17 protein-coding genes are annotated in these 17,849 nt (G+C 72.9%); 8 read left to right on the top strand and 9 right to left on the bottom strand.

Going from position 1 to position 17,849, the window contains the following annotated elements:
• The first annotated feature begins 7 nt into the window (after window positions 1-7).
• Both ACQP60_RS08295 and ACQP60_RS08290 read left to right on the top strand, forming a co-directional pair.
• On the top strand, window positions 8-1,531 hold the full coding sequence (locus tag ACQP60_RS08295) for an alpha-N-arabinofuranosidase (protein ID WP_429730572.1): 1,524 nt from the start codon (window positions 8-10) through the stop codon (window positions 1,529-1,531).
• Between the two features lie 21 nt (window positions 1,532-1,552).
• Window positions 1,553-3,853: a beta-L-arabinofuranosidase domain-containing protein gene (locus ACQP60_RS08290; protein WP_429730570.1), complete on the top strand. Its 2,301-nt coding sequence runs from the start codon at window positions 1,553-1,555 to the stop codon at window positions 3,851-3,853.
• 5 nt (window positions 3,854-3,858) lie between these two features.
• Here ACQP60_RS08290 and ACQP60_RS08285 read toward each other — a convergent pair whose 3' ends face one another.
• The 6 genes from ACQP60_RS08285 to ACQP60_RS08260 form a co-directional block, all read right to left on the bottom strand.
• Window positions 3,859-4,149: a DUF1905 domain-containing protein gene (locus tag ACQP60_RS08285; protein WP_429730567.1), complete on the bottom strand. Its 291-nt coding sequence runs from the start codon at window positions 4,147-4,149 to the stop codon at window positions 3,859-3,861.
• 47 nt (window positions 4,150-4,196) lie between these two features.
• Window positions 4,197-5,798, bottom strand: coding sequence for an alpha-amylase family glycosyl hydrolase (locus tag ACQP60_RS08280; protein WP_429730564.1), 1,602 nt, complete (start codon window positions 5,796-5,798; stop codon window positions 4,197-4,199).
• A gap of 41 nt (window positions 5,799-5,839) precedes the next feature.
• Window positions 5,840-6,574, bottom strand: coding sequence for a VIT1/CCC1 transporter family protein (locus ACQP60_RS08275; protein WP_429730561.1), 735 nt, complete (start codon window positions 6,572-6,574; stop codon window positions 5,840-5,842).
• A 44-nt stretch (window positions 6,575-6,618) separates the two neighbouring features.
• Window positions 6,619-7,536, bottom strand: a complete 918-nt coding sequence (locus tag ACQP60_RS08270; protein ID WP_429730558.1) for a cation diffusion facilitator family transporter — start codon at window positions 7,534-7,536, stop codon at window positions 6,619-6,621.
• Window positions 7,533-7,898, bottom strand: a complete 366-nt coding sequence (locus tag ACQP60_RS08265) for an ArsR/SmtB family transcription factor (RefSeq protein ID WP_429730555.1) — start codon at window positions 7,896-7,898, stop codon at window positions 7,533-7,535. Before ACQP60_RS08265 ends, ACQP60_RS08270 begins: the two co-directional genes overlap by 4 nt.
• Window positions 7,899-8,013: 115 nt before the next feature.
• Window positions 8,014-9,411, bottom strand: a complete 1,398-nt coding sequence (locus ACQP60_RS08260) for a glycoside hydrolase family protein (protein WP_429730552.1) — start codon at window positions 9,409-9,411, stop codon at window positions 8,014-8,016.
• Between the two features lie 306 nt (window positions 9,412-9,717).
• Between ACQP60_RS08260 and ACQP60_RS08255 the strand changes: the two genes are divergently transcribed.
• The 5 genes from ACQP60_RS08255 to ACQP60_RS08235 all read left to right on the top strand — a co-directional run bounded on the left by ACQP60_RS08255 (window position 9,718) and on the right by ACQP60_RS08235 (window position 15,668).
• Window positions 9,718-10,779 (top strand): LacI family DNA-binding transcriptional regulator, encoded by a 1,062-nt coding sequence (locus ACQP60_RS08255; protein ID WP_429730550.1) that lies wholly within the window; start codon window positions 9,718-9,720, stop codon window positions 10,777-10,779.
• Between the two features lie 52 nt (window positions 10,780-10,831).
• On the top strand, window positions 10,832-12,457 hold the full coding sequence (locus ACQP60_RS08250; protein WP_429730547.1) for an FAD-dependent oxidoreductase: 1,626 nt from the start codon (window positions 10,832-10,834) through the stop codon (window positions 12,455-12,457).
• A gap of 197 nt (window positions 12,458-12,654) precedes the next feature.
• Window positions 12,655-13,824, top strand: a complete 1,170-nt coding sequence (locus ACQP60_RS08245; RefSeq protein WP_429730544.1) for an ABC transporter substrate-binding protein — start codon at window positions 12,655-12,657, stop codon at window positions 13,822-13,824.
• 1 nt (window position 13,825) lies between these two features.
• Complete coding sequence (locus tag ACQP60_RS08240; protein ID WP_429730542.1) at window positions 13,826-14,722, top strand: carbohydrate ABC transporter permease; 897 nt, start codon at window positions 13,826-13,828, stop codon at window positions 14,720-14,722.
• Window positions 14,712-15,668 (top strand): carbohydrate ABC transporter permease, encoded by a 957-nt coding sequence (locus tag ACQP60_RS08235; protein ID WP_429730539.1) that lies wholly within the window; start codon window positions 14,712-14,714, stop codon window positions 15,666-15,668. The genes ACQP60_RS08240 and ACQP60_RS08235 overlap by 11 nt, the downstream gene beginning before the upstream one ends.
• Window positions 15,669-15,678: 10 nt before the next feature.
• Here the strand turns inward: ACQP60_RS08235 and ACQP60_RS08230 are convergent, their stop codons facing one another.
• Window positions 15,679-16,623: an oxidoreductase gene (locus ACQP60_RS08230; RefSeq protein WP_429730535.1), complete on the bottom strand. Its 945-nt coding sequence runs from the start codon at window positions 16,621-16,623 to the stop codon at window positions 15,679-15,681.
• A gap of 96 nt (window positions 16,624-16,719) precedes the next feature.
• Between ACQP60_RS08230 and ACQP60_RS08225 the strand changes: the two genes are divergently transcribed.
• Window positions 16,720-17,370, top strand: coding sequence for a DNA-binding response regulator (locus tag ACQP60_RS08225; RefSeq protein WP_429730533.1), 651 nt, complete (start codon window positions 16,720-16,722; stop codon window positions 17,368-17,370).
• A gap of 7 nt (window positions 17,371-17,377) precedes the next feature.
• Here ACQP60_RS08225 and ACQP60_RS08220 read toward each other — a convergent pair whose 3' ends face one another.
• Together ACQP60_RS08220 and ACQP60_RS08215 are read right to left on the bottom strand one after the other, a co-directional pair.
• The gene (locus ACQP60_RS08220) at window positions 17,378-17,509 is read right to left on the bottom strand and encodes a hypothetical protein (protein WP_429730530.1); all 132 of its coding nucleotides are present in this window, start codon (window positions 17,507-17,509) and stop codon (window positions 17,378-17,380) included.
• On the bottom strand, window positions 17,506-17,787 hold the full coding sequence (locus ACQP60_RS08215; protein ID WP_429730527.1) for a dihydrofolate reductase family protein: 282 nt from the start codon (window positions 17,785-17,787) through the stop codon (window positions 17,506-17,508). Before ACQP60_RS08215 ends, ACQP60_RS08220 begins: the two co-directional genes overlap by 4 nt.
• Window positions 17,788-17,849 lie beyond the last annotated feature (62 nt).

Here is a 17,849-nt window from a genome sequence, read left to right as displayed (position 1 = left end):
GAAACCTGTGAGCACCTCCCTCTCCGCCGTCATCGACCTCGACCTGCCCGGCCCGCGGATCTCCCGGCACGTGTACGGACACTTCGCCGAGCACCTGGGCCGGTGCATCTACGGCGGGTTCTGGGTCGGCGAGGACTCCGCGACGCCGAACGTGCGCGGCATCCGCAGCGACGTCGTCGAGGCGCTCCGCGCCGTCCGCATCCCCAACCTGCGCTGGCCGGGAGGGTGCTTCGCCGACGACTACCACTGGGAGGACGGCATCGGACCGCGCGACCAGCGGCCCCGCATGGTGAACTCGCACTGGGGCGACGTCGTGGAGGACAACTCCTTCGGGACGCACGAGTTCATGGACCTCTGCGAGCTCCTGGGCGCCGACCCCTACGTCAGCGGCAACGTCGGCTCGGGCACCGTGCGCGAGATGAGCGACTGGGTCGAGTACCTGACCCGCGCCGACGACTCCCCGATGGCGGCGCGCCGCCGCGCCAACGGCCGGGACGAGCCCTGGCGCGTGCCGTTCTGGGGGCTCGGCAACGAGGCGTGGGGCTGCGGGGGCAACCTGCGCGCCGAGCAGTTCGCCTCGCTCGCCCGGCAGTACGCCACCTACACCCGCGACCACGGCGACAACACGGTCTACCGCATCGCCGCCGGCGCCAACGCCGACGACTACCACTGGACCGAGACCCTCATGCGGTCGTTCGACCCGCTCGACGAGGACGACCGACCCGCCGGCCCCTACCAGGCCCTGTCGCTGCACTACTACACGATGACCGGACCGTGGTCCGACAAGGGCGACGCGACGCGCTTCACCGAGGACGAGTGGTACCGGGCCCTGTCCCGCGCCGGTCGCATGGAGACCCTCCTGGCGCGGCACTCCACGGTGATGGACCGCTACGACCCGCAGAAGAAGGTGGGGCTCGTCGTGGACGAGTGGGGCACCTGGTGGAACGTCGAGCGAGGCACCAACCCCGGGTTCCTGTACCAGCAGAACACCCTGCGGGACGCGCTCGTCGCCAGCCTCCACTTCGACGCCTTCCACCGGCACGCCGACCGGGTGGTCATGGCGAACATCGCCCAGACCGTCAACGTGCTGCAGGCGATGATCCTCACGGACCCGGAGTCCGGCGCCCTCGTGCTGACGCCGACCTACCACGTGTTCGCGATGAACGCGGGCCACCACGACGCCGACTCGCTCGCGGTGCACCTCAAGGGGGCGCCCGAGATCGAGTCCGACGGTCGTGCCCTCCCGCTCGTCTCCGCGTCGGCCTCGACGCGCGGCGACACGGCCCTCGTCTCCCTGTCGAACCTCGACGCGACGCGCGACCACGCCGTCACGCTCGACCTGCGCGGCCGCACCGTGTCCGGGGCCCGTGCGCGCGTGCTCACGGCCCCCGCGCTCGCCGCCCACAACACCCCGGAGGCGCCCGAGGCGGTCACCCCGGTGCCGTTCGACGACCTGCGTCAGGTCCCCGACGGCCTCGAGATCGTGCTGCCCGCGCACTCGTACCTCACGGTCGAGCTCGAGCTGGCCTGACCGGCGGGGGACCGCGAACCGATGAGACTGTTCCCCGCCGACCGCGTGCGGCTCACCGACGGGCCGTTCGCGCGAGCGCTGCAGACCGACCGTCGATACCTCCTGCACCTCGACCCCGACCGCCTGCTCGCGCCGTACCTCCGGGAGGCGGGCCTGCCCCCGCGGGCGCCGAGCTACGGCAACTGGGAGAGCTCCGGGCTCGACGGCCACACCCTGGGCCACTACCTGTCCGCCCTGTCGCACCTGGTCGCCGCGACCGGGGACACCGAGGCCGGGGCCCGGGTGCGGTACGTCGTCGACGAGCTCGACCGGGCCCAGGACGCCGTCGGCACCGGGTGGGTCGGCGGGGTCCCCGGCGGCGCCGCGCTCTTCGAGGCCCTGCGGGACGCGGCCCCCGACGCAGCGCTCGACGCGGTGCGGGCGCTCGGCTCGAGCGACCACTGGGTGCCCTGGTACAACCTGCACAAGGTGTTCCAAGGGCTGACGGACGCGTACGCGGTCGCGGGGGAGCGGCGTGCGCTCGACGTCGTCGTCCGGCTCGCGGACTGGTGGCTCGACATCGCGTCGACCGTCGGCGCCGAGGCGTTCGAGGAGATGCTCGACACCGAGTTCGGCGGGATGAACGACGCCTACGCGCAGCTCGCCCTGCTCACCGGGCGCGACGACTACGCGCGCATGGCGCGGCGCTTCTCGCACCGCGCGATCCTGGACCCGCTGCTCGAGGGGCGTGACGACCTCACGGGACGTCACGCCAACACCCAGATCCCGAAGGTGGTCGGTTACGCGTCCACGGGGACGGCGACCGGCGACCCGGCGCTCCTGACGGCGGCGGACACCTTCTGGCGCGCGGTGACCGAGCGGCGGACGGTCGCGATCGGCGGCAACAGCGTCCGCGAGCACTTCCACGACGCGGGCGACTTCACGCCGATGATCGACGACCGCGAGGGCCCGGAGTTCTGCAACACGGTCAACATGCTGCGCCTGACGCGCCGTCTGGCGGAGGCGCGGCTGCGTCCCGAGCACCTCGACTACGTCGAGCGCGCGCTGTTCAACCAGGTCCTCGCGTCCCAGCACCCCGACCACGGCGGCTTCGTCTACTTCACGCCTCTCCGGCCGGGTCACTACCGGGTGTACTCGGCCGCGGACGACGGCTTCTGGTGCTGCGTGGGCACCGGGATGGAGGCCCACGTCCGGCACGGCGAGTGGGTGTTCGGCCTGGAGGGCGGGGCCCTCGCGGTCAACCTCCCGATCGGCGCCGAGCTGGACCTCGACGGGTTCGGCCGGGTGCGGCTCGAGACGTCGTTCCCCGACGACGACCGCGTCGCGCTGACGCTGGACCTCGACCGGCCCGCGCGCTTCGCCGTCCGGCTCCGGGTGCCCGGCTGGCTCGACGGCCTCGTCGACCTCACGCTGGACGGCGTGGCCCTGGAGGACACCGACGTCACGAGGTCGGCGGTGCCGGGCGCCGTGCTCCTCGAGCGCGAGTGGCGGCCGGGCGACGTGATCCGTTACCGGATGCCGCTGGCGCTGCGGGCCGAACGCCTGCCCGACGGGTCCGCGTGGCAGGCGTACCTCGCGGGCCCGCTGGTCCTGGCCGGCCGGGGCGACACGCGTCGCCTCGACGGGCTGGTCGCCGACGACAGCCGGATGGGGCACGTCGCGCACGGGCCGCTGCGGCCGTTCGCCGACCTGCCGGTCGTGGCGCCGTGCAGCGACGCGGTGACGGAGTCGGGGCCTCTGCGCTACCGGCTCACGCCGAGGTCGGGCGCCCCCGTCGAGCTCGAGCCCTTCTTCCGGCTCCACGATGCGCGGTACACCGTGTACTGGCCGGTCGCCGACGGCGACGTGCCGGCCCGTCGCGCCGAGCTCGCCGTCCTGGACCGCGGCCTCGCCCTCGACGCCCGCACCCTCGACGCGGTGGCGTTCGGCGAGCAGCAGCCGGAGTCCGACCACGCGTTCCGGGGCGAGGGCACACCCGGTGTCCAGGGCGACCGCCACTGGCGCAGCACCACCGACCGGATGTCCGTCCGGCTGGCGAACGCCGACGGCGCCGGTCGGAGCCTGCGCGTGGGCTTCCGCACCACGGACGAGCCCACCCGCGTGACGATCCGGCTGGCCGGCCGGACGGTCGCCGTCGAGTCGTTCGAGCCCGGCGAGGAGTTCCTCGAGCTCGACTACGACGTCGCGGGGATCCTGGCGGCGGCCGGTACCGACGGTCCTGACGGTACGGACGCCGGGACGGTGGAGCTCCAGCTCGCGGCGGTCGACGGCGGCCCCACGCCGGGGATCACCACGGTCCGGCTGCTGCGCTGGGGGACCTGAGCCGCTCACACGCCGTCGAGCGTCAGGTGCACGACGACCCGGTCGCCGTCGTCCACGCCCTCGGGCCGGCGCACGGCGTCCTTGAGCGGCACGAGGTAGCCGCCGTCCTTGGGGAACAGGGACGTGGTGAACGTCGTCGCGCCGAGGCGTCCGGTGACGGGGATGACGCCCCAGCCGTACGTGACCAGCGGCGCGACGGCGGCGATGCGCTCGGCCTCGGCGTCCGGCACCGCGACGTAGTAGTACGGCGCGGGGCCGCGCCACTGGAACACCTCGCCGTGCACCTCGAGCTCCATGGGCCCAGCGTGCCGCGACCTCCTGACACTGACCGGCTCACGGGAGGTCAGGCGAGATCGAGGACGGCGTACCCGTGCCCGTCGAGGTGGACGACGTCGCCCTCGGTGCGGAGCCCGCGTGCCTCGACGGCCCGGGCGCCCGCGGCACCCGGCACGGCGATCGACACGGGCGCGCGGCCCGGGTTGAGGACGACGGCGAGCGTGCCGCCGCGCAGGTAGGCGAACGGGTAGCCGGTGGCCAGCACCTCCACGGGGGCGGAGGCGTCGAGGCGCCCGTCCGTCGTCCGCAGATGGGCGAGCCGCCGCACGAGGTGCAGCAGGGAGCCCTCGTCGTCGAGCTGGGCGGCCACGGTGGGGCGGTCGGGGTCCGGGTCCTGCGGCAGGTAGCGCGACTCCGCCACGTCCGGGCCGAGCCGGCCGGGCGGCACGTCGCCCCACTGCATCGGGGTGCGCGACCCCGCCCGGTCGTAGGTCGGGCTCAGCCGCGAGCCCTCGAGCGTCGGGGTGTCGGGGACGAACCGCATGCCGATCTCGTCGCCGTAGTAGATCGACGGCATCGACGGCCAGGTCAGCGTGAGGACGAGGGCCGCCCGCGCCTGCTCGGCGTCGCGCGCCCCGGCGACGAGGCGGGTGAAGTCGTGGTTCGACGTCGGCAGGCCGGTGAGGCCGCCGCGCCCGGCCGCGGCGATCGCGCCCGTGGCCTCCTCCCAGGCGCGGACGAACGTGGCCGCGTCGCCCTTCGCGTCGGCGTCCGCCCAGCTCGGGACGTCACCCCACGACGGGTTGACCGTGCCGGCGCCGTTGTTCCACAACGACCGCAGCGGCAGGCCGTCGTCGTCGCCACCGAACTGCAGGAAGAAGTCGGCGTGGAACCCGGACGGGACGGAGACCCGCGGGTCGCCCCACTCGCTGATCAGCACGCGGCCGGGGTAGGTCGCCTCCAACCACTCGCGGTTCTCGCGCCACAGCCGGCCCGTCTCGACGAGGCCCGGGTCGTCCTTGACGAGCGACGCGGCCATGTCGACGCGGAACCCCGCGACGCCCAGGTCGAACCAGTGCGCCATGATCTCCCGCAGCGCCGCCCGGTTGGCCCGCGGGCCGGGGGCGTCGACGGGCTGCCGCCACGGCTCGTCCGGGTGCGTGCGCGCGTACCCGAAGTTCAGCGCCGGCTGCACCGGGAAGAAGTTCGGCAGGTAGTACCCGCTGCGGCTGCCGGGCCCGGGCTGGAAGCCGTCGACGGGCACGTCGCTCCAGACGTAGCGGTGGTCGTCGGGGTCGTCCGCCGACGCGACGAACCACGGGTGCTGGTCGGAGGTGTGCCCGGCCACGAGGTCGAGCAGCACGGAGATGCCTCGCTTGCCGGCCTCCTCCGTGAGCTCCGCCAGGTCGTCGTTGGTGCCGTACCGCGGTGCGATCGTGAGGAAGTCGGCGACGTCGTAGCCGGCGTCGGCGAACGGGGACACGAAGCACGGGTCCAGCCAGACGGCGCCGACGCCGAGCCACCGCAGGTAGTCGAGGCGGGCGGTGATGCCGGCGAGGTCGCCGATCCCGTCGTCGTTCGTGTCGGCGAAGCTCTGCGGGTACAGCTGGTAGAGCACGGTGCGGCCCAGGTGCGGGGCGAGGTCGGTGGCGGCGTGCGGTGCGGGCAACGGAGGCTCCTTCGCGGGTCGGGGTCGGGCAGCGGGAAGGGTCAGACGACGCCGGTGGTGCCCAGCAGCGAGCCGAGGGCGAAGGTGACGCCGAGCGCCAGCGCGCCGCCCACGACGACGCGCGTGACGGACCGGGCGCGCGACGACCCCCCGATCCAGGCGGCGATCGAACCGGCCGTGCCGAGGGCGGCGAGGACGACGACGAACGTCCCTGCGACCTTCCACGGCTCGGGGATGAGCAGCACGGCCAGCATGGGCAGCACGCCGCCGGACAGGAACGCGAGCAGCGACGCCCACGCGGCGTGCCAGGGGCTGACGACGTCGTCGGGGTCGATGTTCAGCTCGGCGGACAGGTGCGCGCCGAGCGCGTCGTGGTGGGTGAGCTCGGTGGCGACCTGGTGGGCGGTGCGCTCGCTGAGGCCCTGCTGCCGGTAGAGGCCGACGAGCTCGTCGAACTCCTCGTCCGGCATGGTCGCGAGCTCGTGCTTCTCCTTGGCGATGAGCGCCTTCTCGCTGTCCGACTGGCTGGACACCGACACGTACTCGCCGAGCGCCATCGAGATCGCGCCGCCCACCAGGGCCGCGAGCCCGGCCGTGAGCACCGGCGCGCGCTCCGGCGTCGCGCCGGCGACGCCCACGACGACGGCGGCCACGGAGACGATGCCGTCGTTCGCGCCCAGCACGCCCGCCCGCAGCCAGTTCAGCCGCTGGGCCAGGCCGCCGGCGTGCGGCTCGCCGGGGTGGCTGGTCGGGTCGGTGTCGGTGCGCTCGGACATGTGCCCAGCACAGCATCGGGCGCCCGGCTCCGCGAGCCCGCAGGTCAGGCGTGCGTGGGGTGCTCGTGCTCCGGGTGCGTGTCCGGCTCGACCTGGAAGGTGGAGTGCTCGACCGCGACGTCGAAGTGGGTGGCCACGCACTCCTGCAGCTCGTCGAGGATGCGCCCGGCGTGCCCGTCGGTGAAGCAGCCGGAGTCGACCACGACGTGCGCCGACAGGATGGGCAGGCCGGTGGCGATGAGGGAGGCGTGGACGTCGTGCACGTCGCGCACGTGCTCCACCTCCAGCAGGTGGGCGCGCACCTCCTCGAGGTCCAGCCCGGGCGGGGTGGACTCCAGCAGCACCGACCCGGCGGCCCGGAGCAGCCTCACCGCGCGCGGCAGGATGAGCGCCCCGATGAGCAGCGCGGCGACGGCGTCGGCCCGCTGCCAGCCGGTGGTGGCGATGACGATCGCGGCGACGATGACGCCCACCGACCCGAGGGCGTCGTTGACCACCTCGAGGAACGCGGCCCGCAGGTTGAGGTTGGCGTCGCGGCGGCTCGCCAGGACCGCCATCGACGCGAGGTTGCCGACGAGCCCGACGACGCCGAAGACCACGAGCTGCGTGGACGGGATCTCCGGCGGCTCCGCGAGCCGCAGCACCGCCTCGACCAGCACGTACACCCCGACGACGAGGAGCACCGCGGCCTGGGCGAGCGCGGCCAGCACCTCGGCCCGTCGGTAGCCCCACGTGCGCTGCGGCGATGCCGGCCGCAGCGACAGGTGCGCGGCGAACAGCGCCAGCGCGAGGCCGCCGGCGTCGGTGAGCATGTGGGCGGTGTCGACCAGCAGCGCGAGGCTGCCGGTGAGCAGCGCGCCCACCGCCTGGGCCACGAGGATCGCGGCCGTGATGCCGAACGCGATCGCGAGCCGGCCCCGGTGGTCGGCGGCGACCTGGGCGTGGTCGTGGTCGTGGCTCACGCGGCGTCCTCCGCGCCGGTGGGACCGTGCGCCGTCGCGCACGTGCAGTCCGGGCCGCAGCAGTCCGGGTCGACGACGAGCGCCAGCCGCAGCATGTCGCCGAGCGCGTGCGCCAGGTGCGGGTCGGACAGCCGGTACTCGGTGCGGCGCCCGTCCGGGCGGCCCACGACCAGGCCGCAGCCGCGCAGGCACGCGAGCTGGTTGCTCATCACCTGCTTGGAGACGCCGAGCGTCGCGGCGAGGTCGGACGGGTAGGCGGGCGCGTCGCGCAGCGCGAGCAGGATCCGCGCGCGGGTGCCGTCCGACAGCGCGTGCCCGAGCCGCGCCAGCGCGGCGGTGTGCGTGAGCGTGACCGTCTCCATGGGCGCGACGGTACAGGTTCTCGTGTACCGATACCAGCGCCGACCATGCACCTGTGCACCTTCCGACGCGTCAGAAGGTGCACAGGTGCATGGTCGGGGAGGTCTGTCGGGCCGGTCAGCGCCCGCGGTCGTGCGGGACGGTGACGTCGACGGTGCAGCCCACCGCGCGGCCGAGCTCGTCGTGGCCGGCGTACGTCAGCGCGTAGACGCGGTCACCGTCGCCCGCGCGCTCGGCGCGCAGCTGGCCGGATGTCGACGGCGTCCCCGGGACGAAGCCGGACACGTCCCCGTCGCCGCCCCCGGCGACGTCGACGAGCTCGAACGCGCGCGGCCCCAGGACTCCGTCCCGGAGGTCGACGTCGACGGACACGTCCACCAGCTTGCCGTTCGGCGGCCAGAGCACGGGCCGGTCGACGGTGCAGTCCAGCTCCCTCGTCGGAACGGGCTCGTCCAGGGCGGCGACGGCGTGGCCGATGGTGGCGGTCAACCGCCCGCCGGCCTCGTAGTACATGTGGGCGGTGCGGCCGTCGAAGTAGAAGGTCGGGGCCGCCGACCGCCCGCTGTCGGGGGCGTCGGCGAGCGAGTCGTGGACCACGCCGAGGTGGATCTCCTGGTCGAAGTTCTGCCCCACGTCCACCGCGTGCATGTTGCCGTCGCTCGCGTGGAAGACGACGAGGTGACGGCCCTCCCAGCGCAGGAAGAACGGTCCCGAGGCGTTCGGTTCCTCGATCCCGCGCGGCGTCACGAGGGGCTCGGGCTGGATCTCCCAGCTGCGCGCGTCGTCGGACACGGCCCAGCGGATCCGTCGGGCGACGGGCCCGTCCTGGCCGGGCAGCGCGTTCGCCGGGTTGTCCATGAACAGCATCAGGTAGCGGTTCCCGAGCCCGGGCACCGACTGCTCGAAGACCTTCGCGTACGAGGTCTCCCGGCCGGTGGTGTCGTCGCGCTGGACGGCGGTCCCGCCGTAGTCGAAATGGACCCCGTCGTCCGAGGTGGCGTAGCGGGTGATCGTGTTCTCGCCGTGGAAGTACAGGAACAGCTTCTGCTCGCCCTCCACCCACACGGCGTGCGGCGACGAGATGTGGCTGACCGCCTCGTAGTGCGGCGACCAGCTGTTGCTGATCAGCGGGTTGCCGTCGTACTCGGTCCACGGCCCGTCGATCGAGTCGGAGTAGGCCAGGGCGATGCCGCCGGGCCGCTCGTGCGGGGCGTAGTACATGTAGTACGTGCCCAGCGGCTCGCTGAAGTAGTCGGCCGCGCGGATGACGCTGGGAAAGATGAACTCGTTCGTCGGGTTGTAGGCCAGGTCGGCCTTGTCGAAAGCGGTCCCGACGTAGCTGAACTCCGGAAAGGTGAACGGCTCGTCCGGGGCTTCCGTGCCCTCGACGGCGCGCGGACCGGTGTCGTCGTCGGCGTGCGGGAGAGCGTGACCTGCGTCGGCGCCGAGAGCGATGACGACGGCGACGGCGAGGCCGGCGACCAGCCGGGCCCCTCTGACGGTTCTGGCGGACATGACGCGCACTCCTTCGTGGCGGGGATGTCGGTGACGGCGGCGCCGTCGTCGGCGACCGCACCGCTGCAGCCTTCGGCGCCGGACGGCCGCCGGTCAAGGAGCCTTATCGAACCCATGAGCAGGTCGCTCGATAATGCGCCGCATCTGATCCCCCGACGGCAGGACTCCCGGGAAACCGGGCGGCAGCGCCCTCCTGGCCGTGATCTCACCGTCATTAATAATGCGCATCATCATGTTGACCCCGGTTCAGCGGACCCCCGAGACTCCTGGCACGTCACCGCCGACGTCCGAGCTCGAGGAGGAGCGTTGCCCCGTCGTCGCATCACGCAGGCCGACGTCGCCGCCATGGCCGGCGTCAGCCAGGCCACCGTGTCGTTCGTCCTCAACGACAACAACCCGAGCGGCGTGCGGATCAGCGAGGAGACCCGGCAGCGGGTGCTCGACGCGATCCGCATCACCGGGTACTCCGCCAACCCCGCCGCGCAGCGCCTCGCGGGCGGGCTCACGCAGATCCTCGGCGTCTTCACCTACGAGGCGACGTTCCCCCAGGGCGGCCGGGACTTCTACGGACCGTTCCTCGTCGGCATCGAGCACGCCGCCGAGAGGCTCGGCGTCGACATCCTGCTCTTCACCAGCGCCCGCGTGGAGGACGGCCGCCGCCGGCTGACCCGCGAGGGCTGGCAGCGGCTCGGCGTCGCCGACGGCTGCCTGCTCCTGGGGCAGCAGGAGGACCGCGGCGAGCTGCAGCACCTGCTCGACACGAACTACCCGTTCGTGTTCATCGGCAAGCGTGGCAGCGACGGCGGGCGTCTGCCCTACGTGGGCGTCGACTACGTCACCGCGACGAGCCGGCAGGTGGAGCGCCTCGCGGTGCTGGGACACACCCGCATCGGCTACGTCGGGCCACGGGGCACCGACCAGCCCACGCTCGACCGCGTCGAGGGGTACCGCCTCACCATGAAGCAGCGCGGGCTCACCGCACGGTTCGTGGAGCTGGACGACGTGGCGGCCGCGGCGGCGGAGATCGTCGACCAGCGCTTCACCGCCATCGTCGTCGCGCCGGAGAACTCCCCGGAGGAGCTCGCCGACGAGCTTGAGCGCCGCGGGCTGCGCGTGCCCGACGACGTCTCCGTGCTGCTCCTCGGGCAGCCGCACCGACCCCGCCCGGGCGGCCGCCCGTGGTCGGGGTTCTTCATCCCCCGCGAGGAGATGGGCGCCCGTGCCCTGCACCTGCTGTCGCGCCTCGTGGCGGCGGACGCCGGACGGTCGGGCCGCCGCGGCGGGGCGCAGGTGCCCGACGACGAGCTGCGCCAGCTGCTCGACTGCGTGGACGTCGACGGCGAGACCCTCGCGCCGCCGCCTGCCTGACGGGCCAGACCTCGCACCACCCATCACAGGACGACAGGACGGAAGAAACCGCGTGACTCCCCAGGACATCCAGACCGACGTGCTCGTCGTCGGAGCCGGCCTCGGCGGCATCGCCGCCGCACTCGCCGCGGTGGACCGCGGGGCGCGCGTGGTCCTCACCGAGGAGCACCCGTGGATCGGCGGCCAGCTCACGTCGCAGGGCGTGCCGCCGGACGAGAGCGCGTGGGTCGAGGACTTCGGCGTCACCGCCCGCTACCGGCGGCTGCGCGACGGCATCCGCGACGTGTACCGGCGGTCGTACCCGCTGACCGACGCCGCCCGGTCGTGGGACGCCCTCAACCCCGGCGCCGGCTGGGTGTCGAAGCTGTGCCACGAGCCGCGGGTGGCCCTCGGCGTGCTCGAGGAGATGCTGGCGCCGTGGCGGTCGTCCGGTCGACTGACGCTGCTGGAGCGCGTGCGCCCGATGTCGGCCACCACCGACGGCGACCGCGTCACCTCGGTGACGCTCGGGTCCGTCGTGGGCGGCGAGCCCGTCACCGTCGCCGCCGCGCTCGTCGTCGACGCCACCGAGACGGGCGAGCTGCTGCCGCTCACGGGCACCGAGTACGTGACCGGCTTCGAGTCGAGCCGGGAGACCGGCGAGCCCAGCGCACCGGACGAGGCGCAGCCGGACAACGTCCAGGCGCTCAGCGTCTGCTTCGCCGTCGAGCACGTGGACGGCGACCACACGATCGACCGGCCCGAGCGCTACGACTTCTGGAGCTCCTACCGGCCCCACGCCTGGAACGGGCGCCGGATGCTGTCGTGGGAGGCGCCCAACCCGCGCACGCTCGCCATGGACGTCCGGACGTTCACCCCGAACCCGGGGGACGACGCCCGCGCGGTCGCGGCCGACCAGTCGAAGAACCCCGGCGACGGCAACCTGTGGACGTTCCGCCGCATCGCCGCCCGCGACCTGTTCGCCCCCGGCCACTACGCGAGCGACCTGTGCCTGGTGAACTGGCCTAGCATCGACTACTTCCTCGCGCCCGTCCTCGACGTCCCGCGCGACGTCGAGGAGGCACGCGTGGCCGACGCCCGGCAGCTCAGCCTCTCGATGCTCTACTGGATGCAGACCGAGGCGCCGCGGGCCGACGGCGGCACCGGCTTCCCCGGGCTGCGGCTGCGGCCCGACGTCATGGGCTCCGCGGACGGTCTCGCCCAGGCGGTGTACCACCGCGAGTCGCGCCGGATCCGCGCCGTCACGACCGTCACCGAGAACGACGTGTCGTACGCCGTGCGCGGCGACGCGGGCGCCACCCGCTACGACGACACCGTCGGCGTGGGCATGTACCGGATCGACCTGCACCCCTCCACCGGCGGCGACACGTACATCGACGTGCCGTCCACCCCGTTCGAGATCCCGCTGGGCGCGCTGCTGCCGCAGCGCGTCACCAACCTGCTGGCCGCGAACAAGAACATCGGCACCACGCACATCACCAACGGCTGCTACCGGCTGCATCCCGTCGAGTGGAACATCGGCGAGGCGGCCGGCCACCTCGCCGCCCACTGCCTCGCGACGGGGCGCGCACCGCACGAGGTCCAGGCGAAGCCCGACCTCCTCGCCGACTTTCAGGCCGAGCTCGTCTCGGCCGGTGTCGAGCTCCGCTGGCCCACGGGCCAGGTCCATCCGTACTGACCGCGGTCCGCACCACGTCCTCGAGCACTCTCAGTCCGAAGGAGCACTGATGAACCCCCGCACCGTCCGCCGCCCCCGCGCGGCCCTCGCCGCGGCCGCCGCCGTCGCGGCGCTGCTCGCTCTCACCGCCTGTGGCGGCGACGGGCAGGGCGTCGCCGGCGACCCGGAGACCCCCCGACGAGCCCGTCGACCTGCGCATGACCGTCTGGACCGCCGACGAGAAGCAGCTCGCGATGTTCCAGGCGATCGCCGACGCCTACGTCGCCGACAACCCGGACCTCGTGTCGAGCGTGTCTTTCGAGACCATCCCGTTCGAGGACTACACGACCGCGCTCACCACCCAGCTCGCCGGCGGGAACGCGCCCGACCTGGCGTGGGTCTTCGAGAGCAACGCGCCGGAGTTCGTCTCCAGCGGGGCGCTCGTCGACCTCGCCCCGGTGCTCCAGGGCACCGAGGGGTACCAGTACGACGACCTGACGCCGAGCGCCCTGGAGCTGTGGAGCGAGGGTGACGGCCTGTACGCCTACCCGTTCTCCAACAGCCCGTTCGCGATGTTCGTCAACACCGACCAGCTCGAGGCCGCCGGCCAGCCGAACCCGGCCGACCTCGTCGCCGACGGGACGTGGACCTTCGACGAGGCGCGCGACATCGCCGCCAAGACCGCCGCCGACTCGGGCAAGCAGGGCCTGGTCGTGCGCGACTTCGACTTCCAGTTCTGGGAGAACCTCGCCACCGTCTGGTCGGGGTGGAGCGCCGCTCCGTGGAGCGCGGACGGCACGCAGTGCACCTTCACCGACCCCGCGATGGTCGACGCGATGACGTGGATCCACGACGCGATCTTCGACGACGACGCGATGCCCGGGCCGGGGACCACCGCCGACTTCTTCGCCGGCGACGCCGCGATGACGATCACGCAGATCAGCCGCGCGTCCTCGCTCGACGGCTCGTTCGACTGGGACGTCGTCCCGCTGCCTGCGGGGCCGACAGGCAAGCAGAACGTCATCGGTCAGGCCGGCATCGGCGTCTTCGCCGCCGGTAAGCACCCGGACGTCGCGGCCGACTTCCTCGCGTACTTCACGAACCCCGACAACGCGAAGGAGCTGGCCGCGTACTTCCCGCCGCCGCGCGAGTCCCTGCTGAACTCCGAGACGCTCGCCGCCGCCAACCCGCAGCTCAGCGAGGACCAGCTCCAGGCCGTCGTCGTCGAGGGCATCCAGGACGCCGTCACGAAGCCGGCGCACCAGAACTTCGCGAAGCTGCAGGAGACGGTGCGCTCCGAGCTCGACGCGATGTGGACGGCGGACGCGGACGTCGAGGCCGTGCTCGGCGACACCTGCGCCGCGATCACGCCGCTGCTGGAGGACTGACGTGTCCCTCACCACCGCCTCGGCACGCGCCCGCCGCGACTGGTGGGTCGGGTACGCCATGGTCAGCCCGGTCGTGCTCGGCGCGCTGCTGTTCGTCGTCGTCCCCCTCGGGATGGTGGTGTGGTACTCGCTGCACGAGTGGAACGTGCTGGCGAACACCTTCCAGTTCAGCGGCGCGGAGAACTACCAGCGCCTCGTCGAGGATCAGGGCCTGCACGACGCGCTGTGGGCGACGCTCTGGTTCTCGATCGGGCTGGTCGTGCTCAACATCGCGCTGGCCCTGCTGCTGGCCGTGCTGCTCGACCAGAAGCTCCCCGGCACGACGACGTTCCGCACGTTCTTCTTCTCGCCCGTGGTGGTCTCCCTCGTCGCCTGGACCATCGTCTGGAGCTTCCTGCTGCAGGCGGACGGCGGGATCAACGGGTTCCTGTCGCTGCTCGGGGTCGAGGGGCCCAACTGGCTGCGGCAGCCGACCACGGCGATGCTCTCCGTGATCGTGGTGCAGGTCTTCAAGAACGTCGGCCTCAACATGATCCTGTTCCTCGCGGCTCTGCAGGGCGTGCCGGAGGAGCTGCAGGAGGCGGCCCGTCTCGACGGCGCGGGCGCCTGGCGCCGGTTCCGGTCGATCACCCTCCCGCTCATCAGTCCGACGATCCTGCTGGTCTCGATCATCACGATCGTCGGCTCGCTCGAGGTGTTCGCTCAGATCGACGTCCTCACCGGCGGCGGCCCCGGCAGCTCGACCACGGTGCTCGTCTACTACCTGTACCAGCAGGCGTTCCAGTTCAACGACTTCGGGTACGCCAGCGCGATCGCCGTCCTGCTGTTCGCCATCGTCCTCGTCCTCACCCTGCTGCAGTGGCAGTCGCGCAAGAAGTGGGTCTTCCATGAAGTCTGACGTGCTCACGGACCGTCCCGCGGCCGCCGGGCCGCCGTCGCCGGGCGGCGCCGGCACGGCCGGCCCCACCGGCTCGGGCGCCCCGGCCGCCCCCGCCCGTCGTGCCGGAGGGCGGCGGCGACGCCGGGGCCGGTGGGGGCTGGTCGCGGTGCTGCTCGTGCTCAGCCTCCCGTTCGTGTTCCCCACCTGGTGGATGGCGACGTCGAGCCTCAAGCCGATGAGCGAGATCCTGCGGTCGGTCCCCACGCTCTGGCCGCAGGACCCGACCTTCGAGGCCTACGGCCGCGTGTTCGCCCTGCAACCGTTCGCCGAGCAGTACTGGAACTCGCTGTACATCGCGGCGCTGGTCACCGGCGGCACGATGCTGGTGTCCGCGATGGCCGGGTACGCCTTCGCGCGCATCCGGTTCCCCGGGGCGAACGCGCTGTTCCTGCTGGTGCTGGTCGGGCTGCTCGTGCCGTCCGAGGTGACGATCGTGCCCCTGTTCCGGCTGGTGAACTCCGCCGGGCTGATCGACACGCACTGGCCGCTCATCGTGATCCCGGTGCTCGGCGCGCCGAGCGTGCTCGCCACGTTCATCATGCGGCAGTTCTTCCTGGGCCTGCCGCACGAGCTCGAGGAGGCGGGGCGCCTGGACGGTCTCGGCCGGTGGGGCCTGTTCTGGCGGGTGGCGATGCCGCTGTCCCGGTCGGCGCTCGCGGCCGTCGCGATCTTCACGTTCCTCAAGTCGTGGAATCTCTACCTCGAGCCCATCGTCTACCTGTCCTCCAAGAACAACTTCACGCTGCCGCAGGCGCTCACCCAGTACGTCGACGCCTACGGCGGTCCGATGTGGAACGTGCAGCTCGCGGCGACCACGCTCACCGTGCTGCCCGTGCTGGTCGTCTTCCTCGTGGCCCAGAAGCAGTTCGTCCAGGGGCTCGCGCACACGGGCCTCAAGGGCTGAGCGGCGCCGGTCAGTCGGCGGCCGGGGCGATCGCGTCGAGGACGGCGAGGTCGTCGTCGGACAGGCGGAGGCTCGCGGCGGCGACGTTCTGCTCCAGGTGCGCGACGCTCCCCGTGCCGGGGATGGCGAGGACGTGCGGGCCGCGGTGCAGGGTCCATGCCAGCCGCACCTGGGCCGGCGTCGCGCCGTGGGCCGCGGCGATCGCCGCGACCTCGGCCGCGCCGGCGTCGTGGTGGGTGCCGTCCGGGATGGCGCCCGCGACGGACGCGCCCACGGAGAAGAACGGCACGAAGGCGATGCCGAGCTCGCCGCAGCGCGCGAGCAGGCCGTCGTCGGCCCGCTCCGTGAGTCCGTACCGGTTCTGCACGCACACGATCGGGGCGATCTCGAGCGCCTCGGTCAGCTGCTCGGGCAGCACGTTGGAGATGCCGATGTTCCGGACCAGGCCCGCGTCGCGGAGCTCGGTGAGCGCGCCGACGTGCTCGGCCACGGAGCCGGGCTCAGTCGTGAGGCCCGTGCCCCAGCGCAGGTTCACGACGTCGAGCTGGTCGAGGCCGAGCTGGCGGATGTTCTCCTCGACCTGTCCGCGCAGCTGGTCGGGCCGCGCGTACGGCTCGAAGGCGCCGTCGCGGGACTGGGAGGCGCCGATCTTCGTGGTGATCACCAGGTCGTCGCCGTACGGCTGCAGCGCGGCCCCGATCAGCTCGTTCGCCGACCGGGTGGGGAAGAAGTAGAACGCGGCGGTGTCGATGTGGTTGACGCCGAGCTCGACGGCGCGGCGCAGCACCGCGAGGGAGTCCTCGCGCGGCCGGACTGTCGCGGAGCCGAGGGTGCCGATCAGGCGCATGGCGCCGAAGCCCATGCGGTTCACGGTGCGGTCGCCGAGCTGCCAGGTGCCGGCGGCGGAGGCGTCGGGAGCGGTGGTGGTGGGGGTGGTGGTCGTGGAGGTCGTCATGTCGTCCAGCCTCGGCGCGGTCGCGGCGGGGATCACGCGGGTGGCAGCTTGTTGCCGACCCTGGCAGCACCCTGCCGCCGGGTGCAGGATCGAGAGATGCAGACCGGAGAGGCCGTCGCCGTCGTCCAGGGCGAGGAGGAGCTCCTCGCCCGCACGGCGCACCTGTTCGCCCACGCGACCGAGATCTCGTGCGCCGCGAACGACCTGGGCACGTGGGTCGTCACGCACGGCCCGCAGGACGCCGTCGCGCCGCCCGGCCGGGACGTCCTCCGCCTGCGCAAGGTCTTCCGACCGGGCGTGCTGCTCGACCCGGTGGCCGCGCGCGGGCTGGCCCGGGCGCGGGACGAGCACGGCGCGCACGTCCGCATCACCACCGAGGAGGTCAACGAGACCATCCTCTTCGACCGCCGGCTGGCGATCCTCGCCGGCGACGTCCGGGCGGGGCGGCGCAGCTACGGCATCGTCACGCAGCCCGAGGCGGTGCAGGGGGTGGCGTCGCTGTTCGAGGCCGTGTGGCGGTCCGCCGTCGACCTCGACGTCTTCGACGCCCGCATCGCCGAGATCCGCGCCATCGCGCCGCAGGTGCTCGACCTGCTCGGGCAGGGCGTCAAGGACGAGACCGCCGCCCGCGCGATGGGGATGGGCGTGCGCACCTACCGCCGCCGCGTCGCCGAGCTGATGGCGGCCCTCGGCGCCACCTCGAGGTTTCAGGCGGGCGTGCGGGCGCGGGAGCTGGGCCTGGTCTGAGCCGCCGTCAGCCGTGCAGCCGCGGCACGTAGACGAGCTCCTGCGTGCGGCCGTCGAGCGTCCGGGTCTCGACCAGCTCGAGGTCGAAGCCGGCGGCGCCGCGGAACAGCGGGTCGACGCCGGTCTGCCCGGTGATCACGGGGAACAGGTGCTCGACACGACGGTCGCGGGGCTGTGGACCATGCGGGTGACCCACGGGTCGCGGACGTCGGAATCGGCGGCACTCGCGGCGAGCATCTGCACGAAGGCCCGGTACGTGGTGGCGCCGAGGACCATCCGCTGCTCGGTGTCGAACAGATGGAGCCGGTGCTCGAGCAGCTCGGGTCCCTGCTTGCCCCAGTAGCCGGTCCAGTCGCCGTGCGCGGCGCCGAACCCGTCCAGGCTGGAGAAGACGTCGAAGGTGTAGGTCGTGGCCATGGTCAGCTCCTCGGTCGGCGCGCCACCGCAGTTCTTGAACATGACTGTACGACTTCGGTGCT

Source organism: Isoptericola variabilis, assembly GCF_050311655.1.
Taxonomy (GTDB): domain Bacteria; phylum Actinomycetota; class Actinomycetes; order Actinomycetales; family Cellulomonadaceae; genus Isoptericola; species Isoptericola variabilis.
The sequence above is the reverse complement of the archived record's forward strand: the minus strand, read 5'-3'. Positions and strand labels throughout refer to the sequence as shown.

Bases quoted from the DNA above. Each gene is read 5' to 3' on its own strand.
- ACQP60_RS08265 (WP_429730555.1), bottom strand. From the start codon at position 7,898: ATGGAGACGGTCACGCTCACGCACACCGCCGCGCTGGCGCGGCTCGGG.
- ACQP60_RS08230 (WP_429730535.1), bottom strand. From the start codon at position 16,623: ATGACGACCTCCACGACCACCACCCCCACCACCACCGCTCCCGACGCC.
- ACQP60_RS08275 (WP_429730561.1), bottom strand. From the start codon at position 6,574: ATGTCCGAGCGCACCGACACCGACCCGACCAGCCACCCCGGCGAGCCG.
- ACQP60_RS08225 (WP_429730533.1), top strand. From the start codon at position 16,720: ATGCAGACCGGAGAGGCCGTCGCCGTCGTCCAGGGCGAGGAGGAGCTC.
- ACQP60_RS08245 (WP_429730544.1), top strand. From the start codon at position 12,655: ATGACCGTCTGGACCGCCGACGAGAAGCAGCTCGCGATGTTCCAGGCG.
- ACQP60_RS08285 (WP_429730567.1), bottom strand. From the start codon at position 4,149: ATGGAGCTCGAGGTGCACGGCGAGGTGTTCCAGTGGCGCGGCCCCGCG.
- ACQP60_RS08290 (WP_429730570.1), top strand. From the start codon at position 1,553: ATGAGACTGTTCCCCGCCGACCGCGTGCGGCTCACCGACGGGCCGTTC.
- ACQP60_RS08235 (WP_429730539.1), top strand. From the start codon at position 14,712: ATGAAGTCTGACGTGCTCACGGACCGTCCCGCGGCCGCCGGGCCGCCG.
- ACQP60_RS08215 (WP_429730527.1), bottom strand. From the start codon at position 17,787: ATGGCCACGACCTACACCTTCGACGTCTTCTCCAGCCTGGACGGGTTC.
- ACQP60_RS08260 (WP_429730552.1), bottom strand. From the start codon at position 9,411: ATGTCCGCCAGAACCGTCAGAGGGGCCCGGCTGGTCGCCGGCCTCGCC.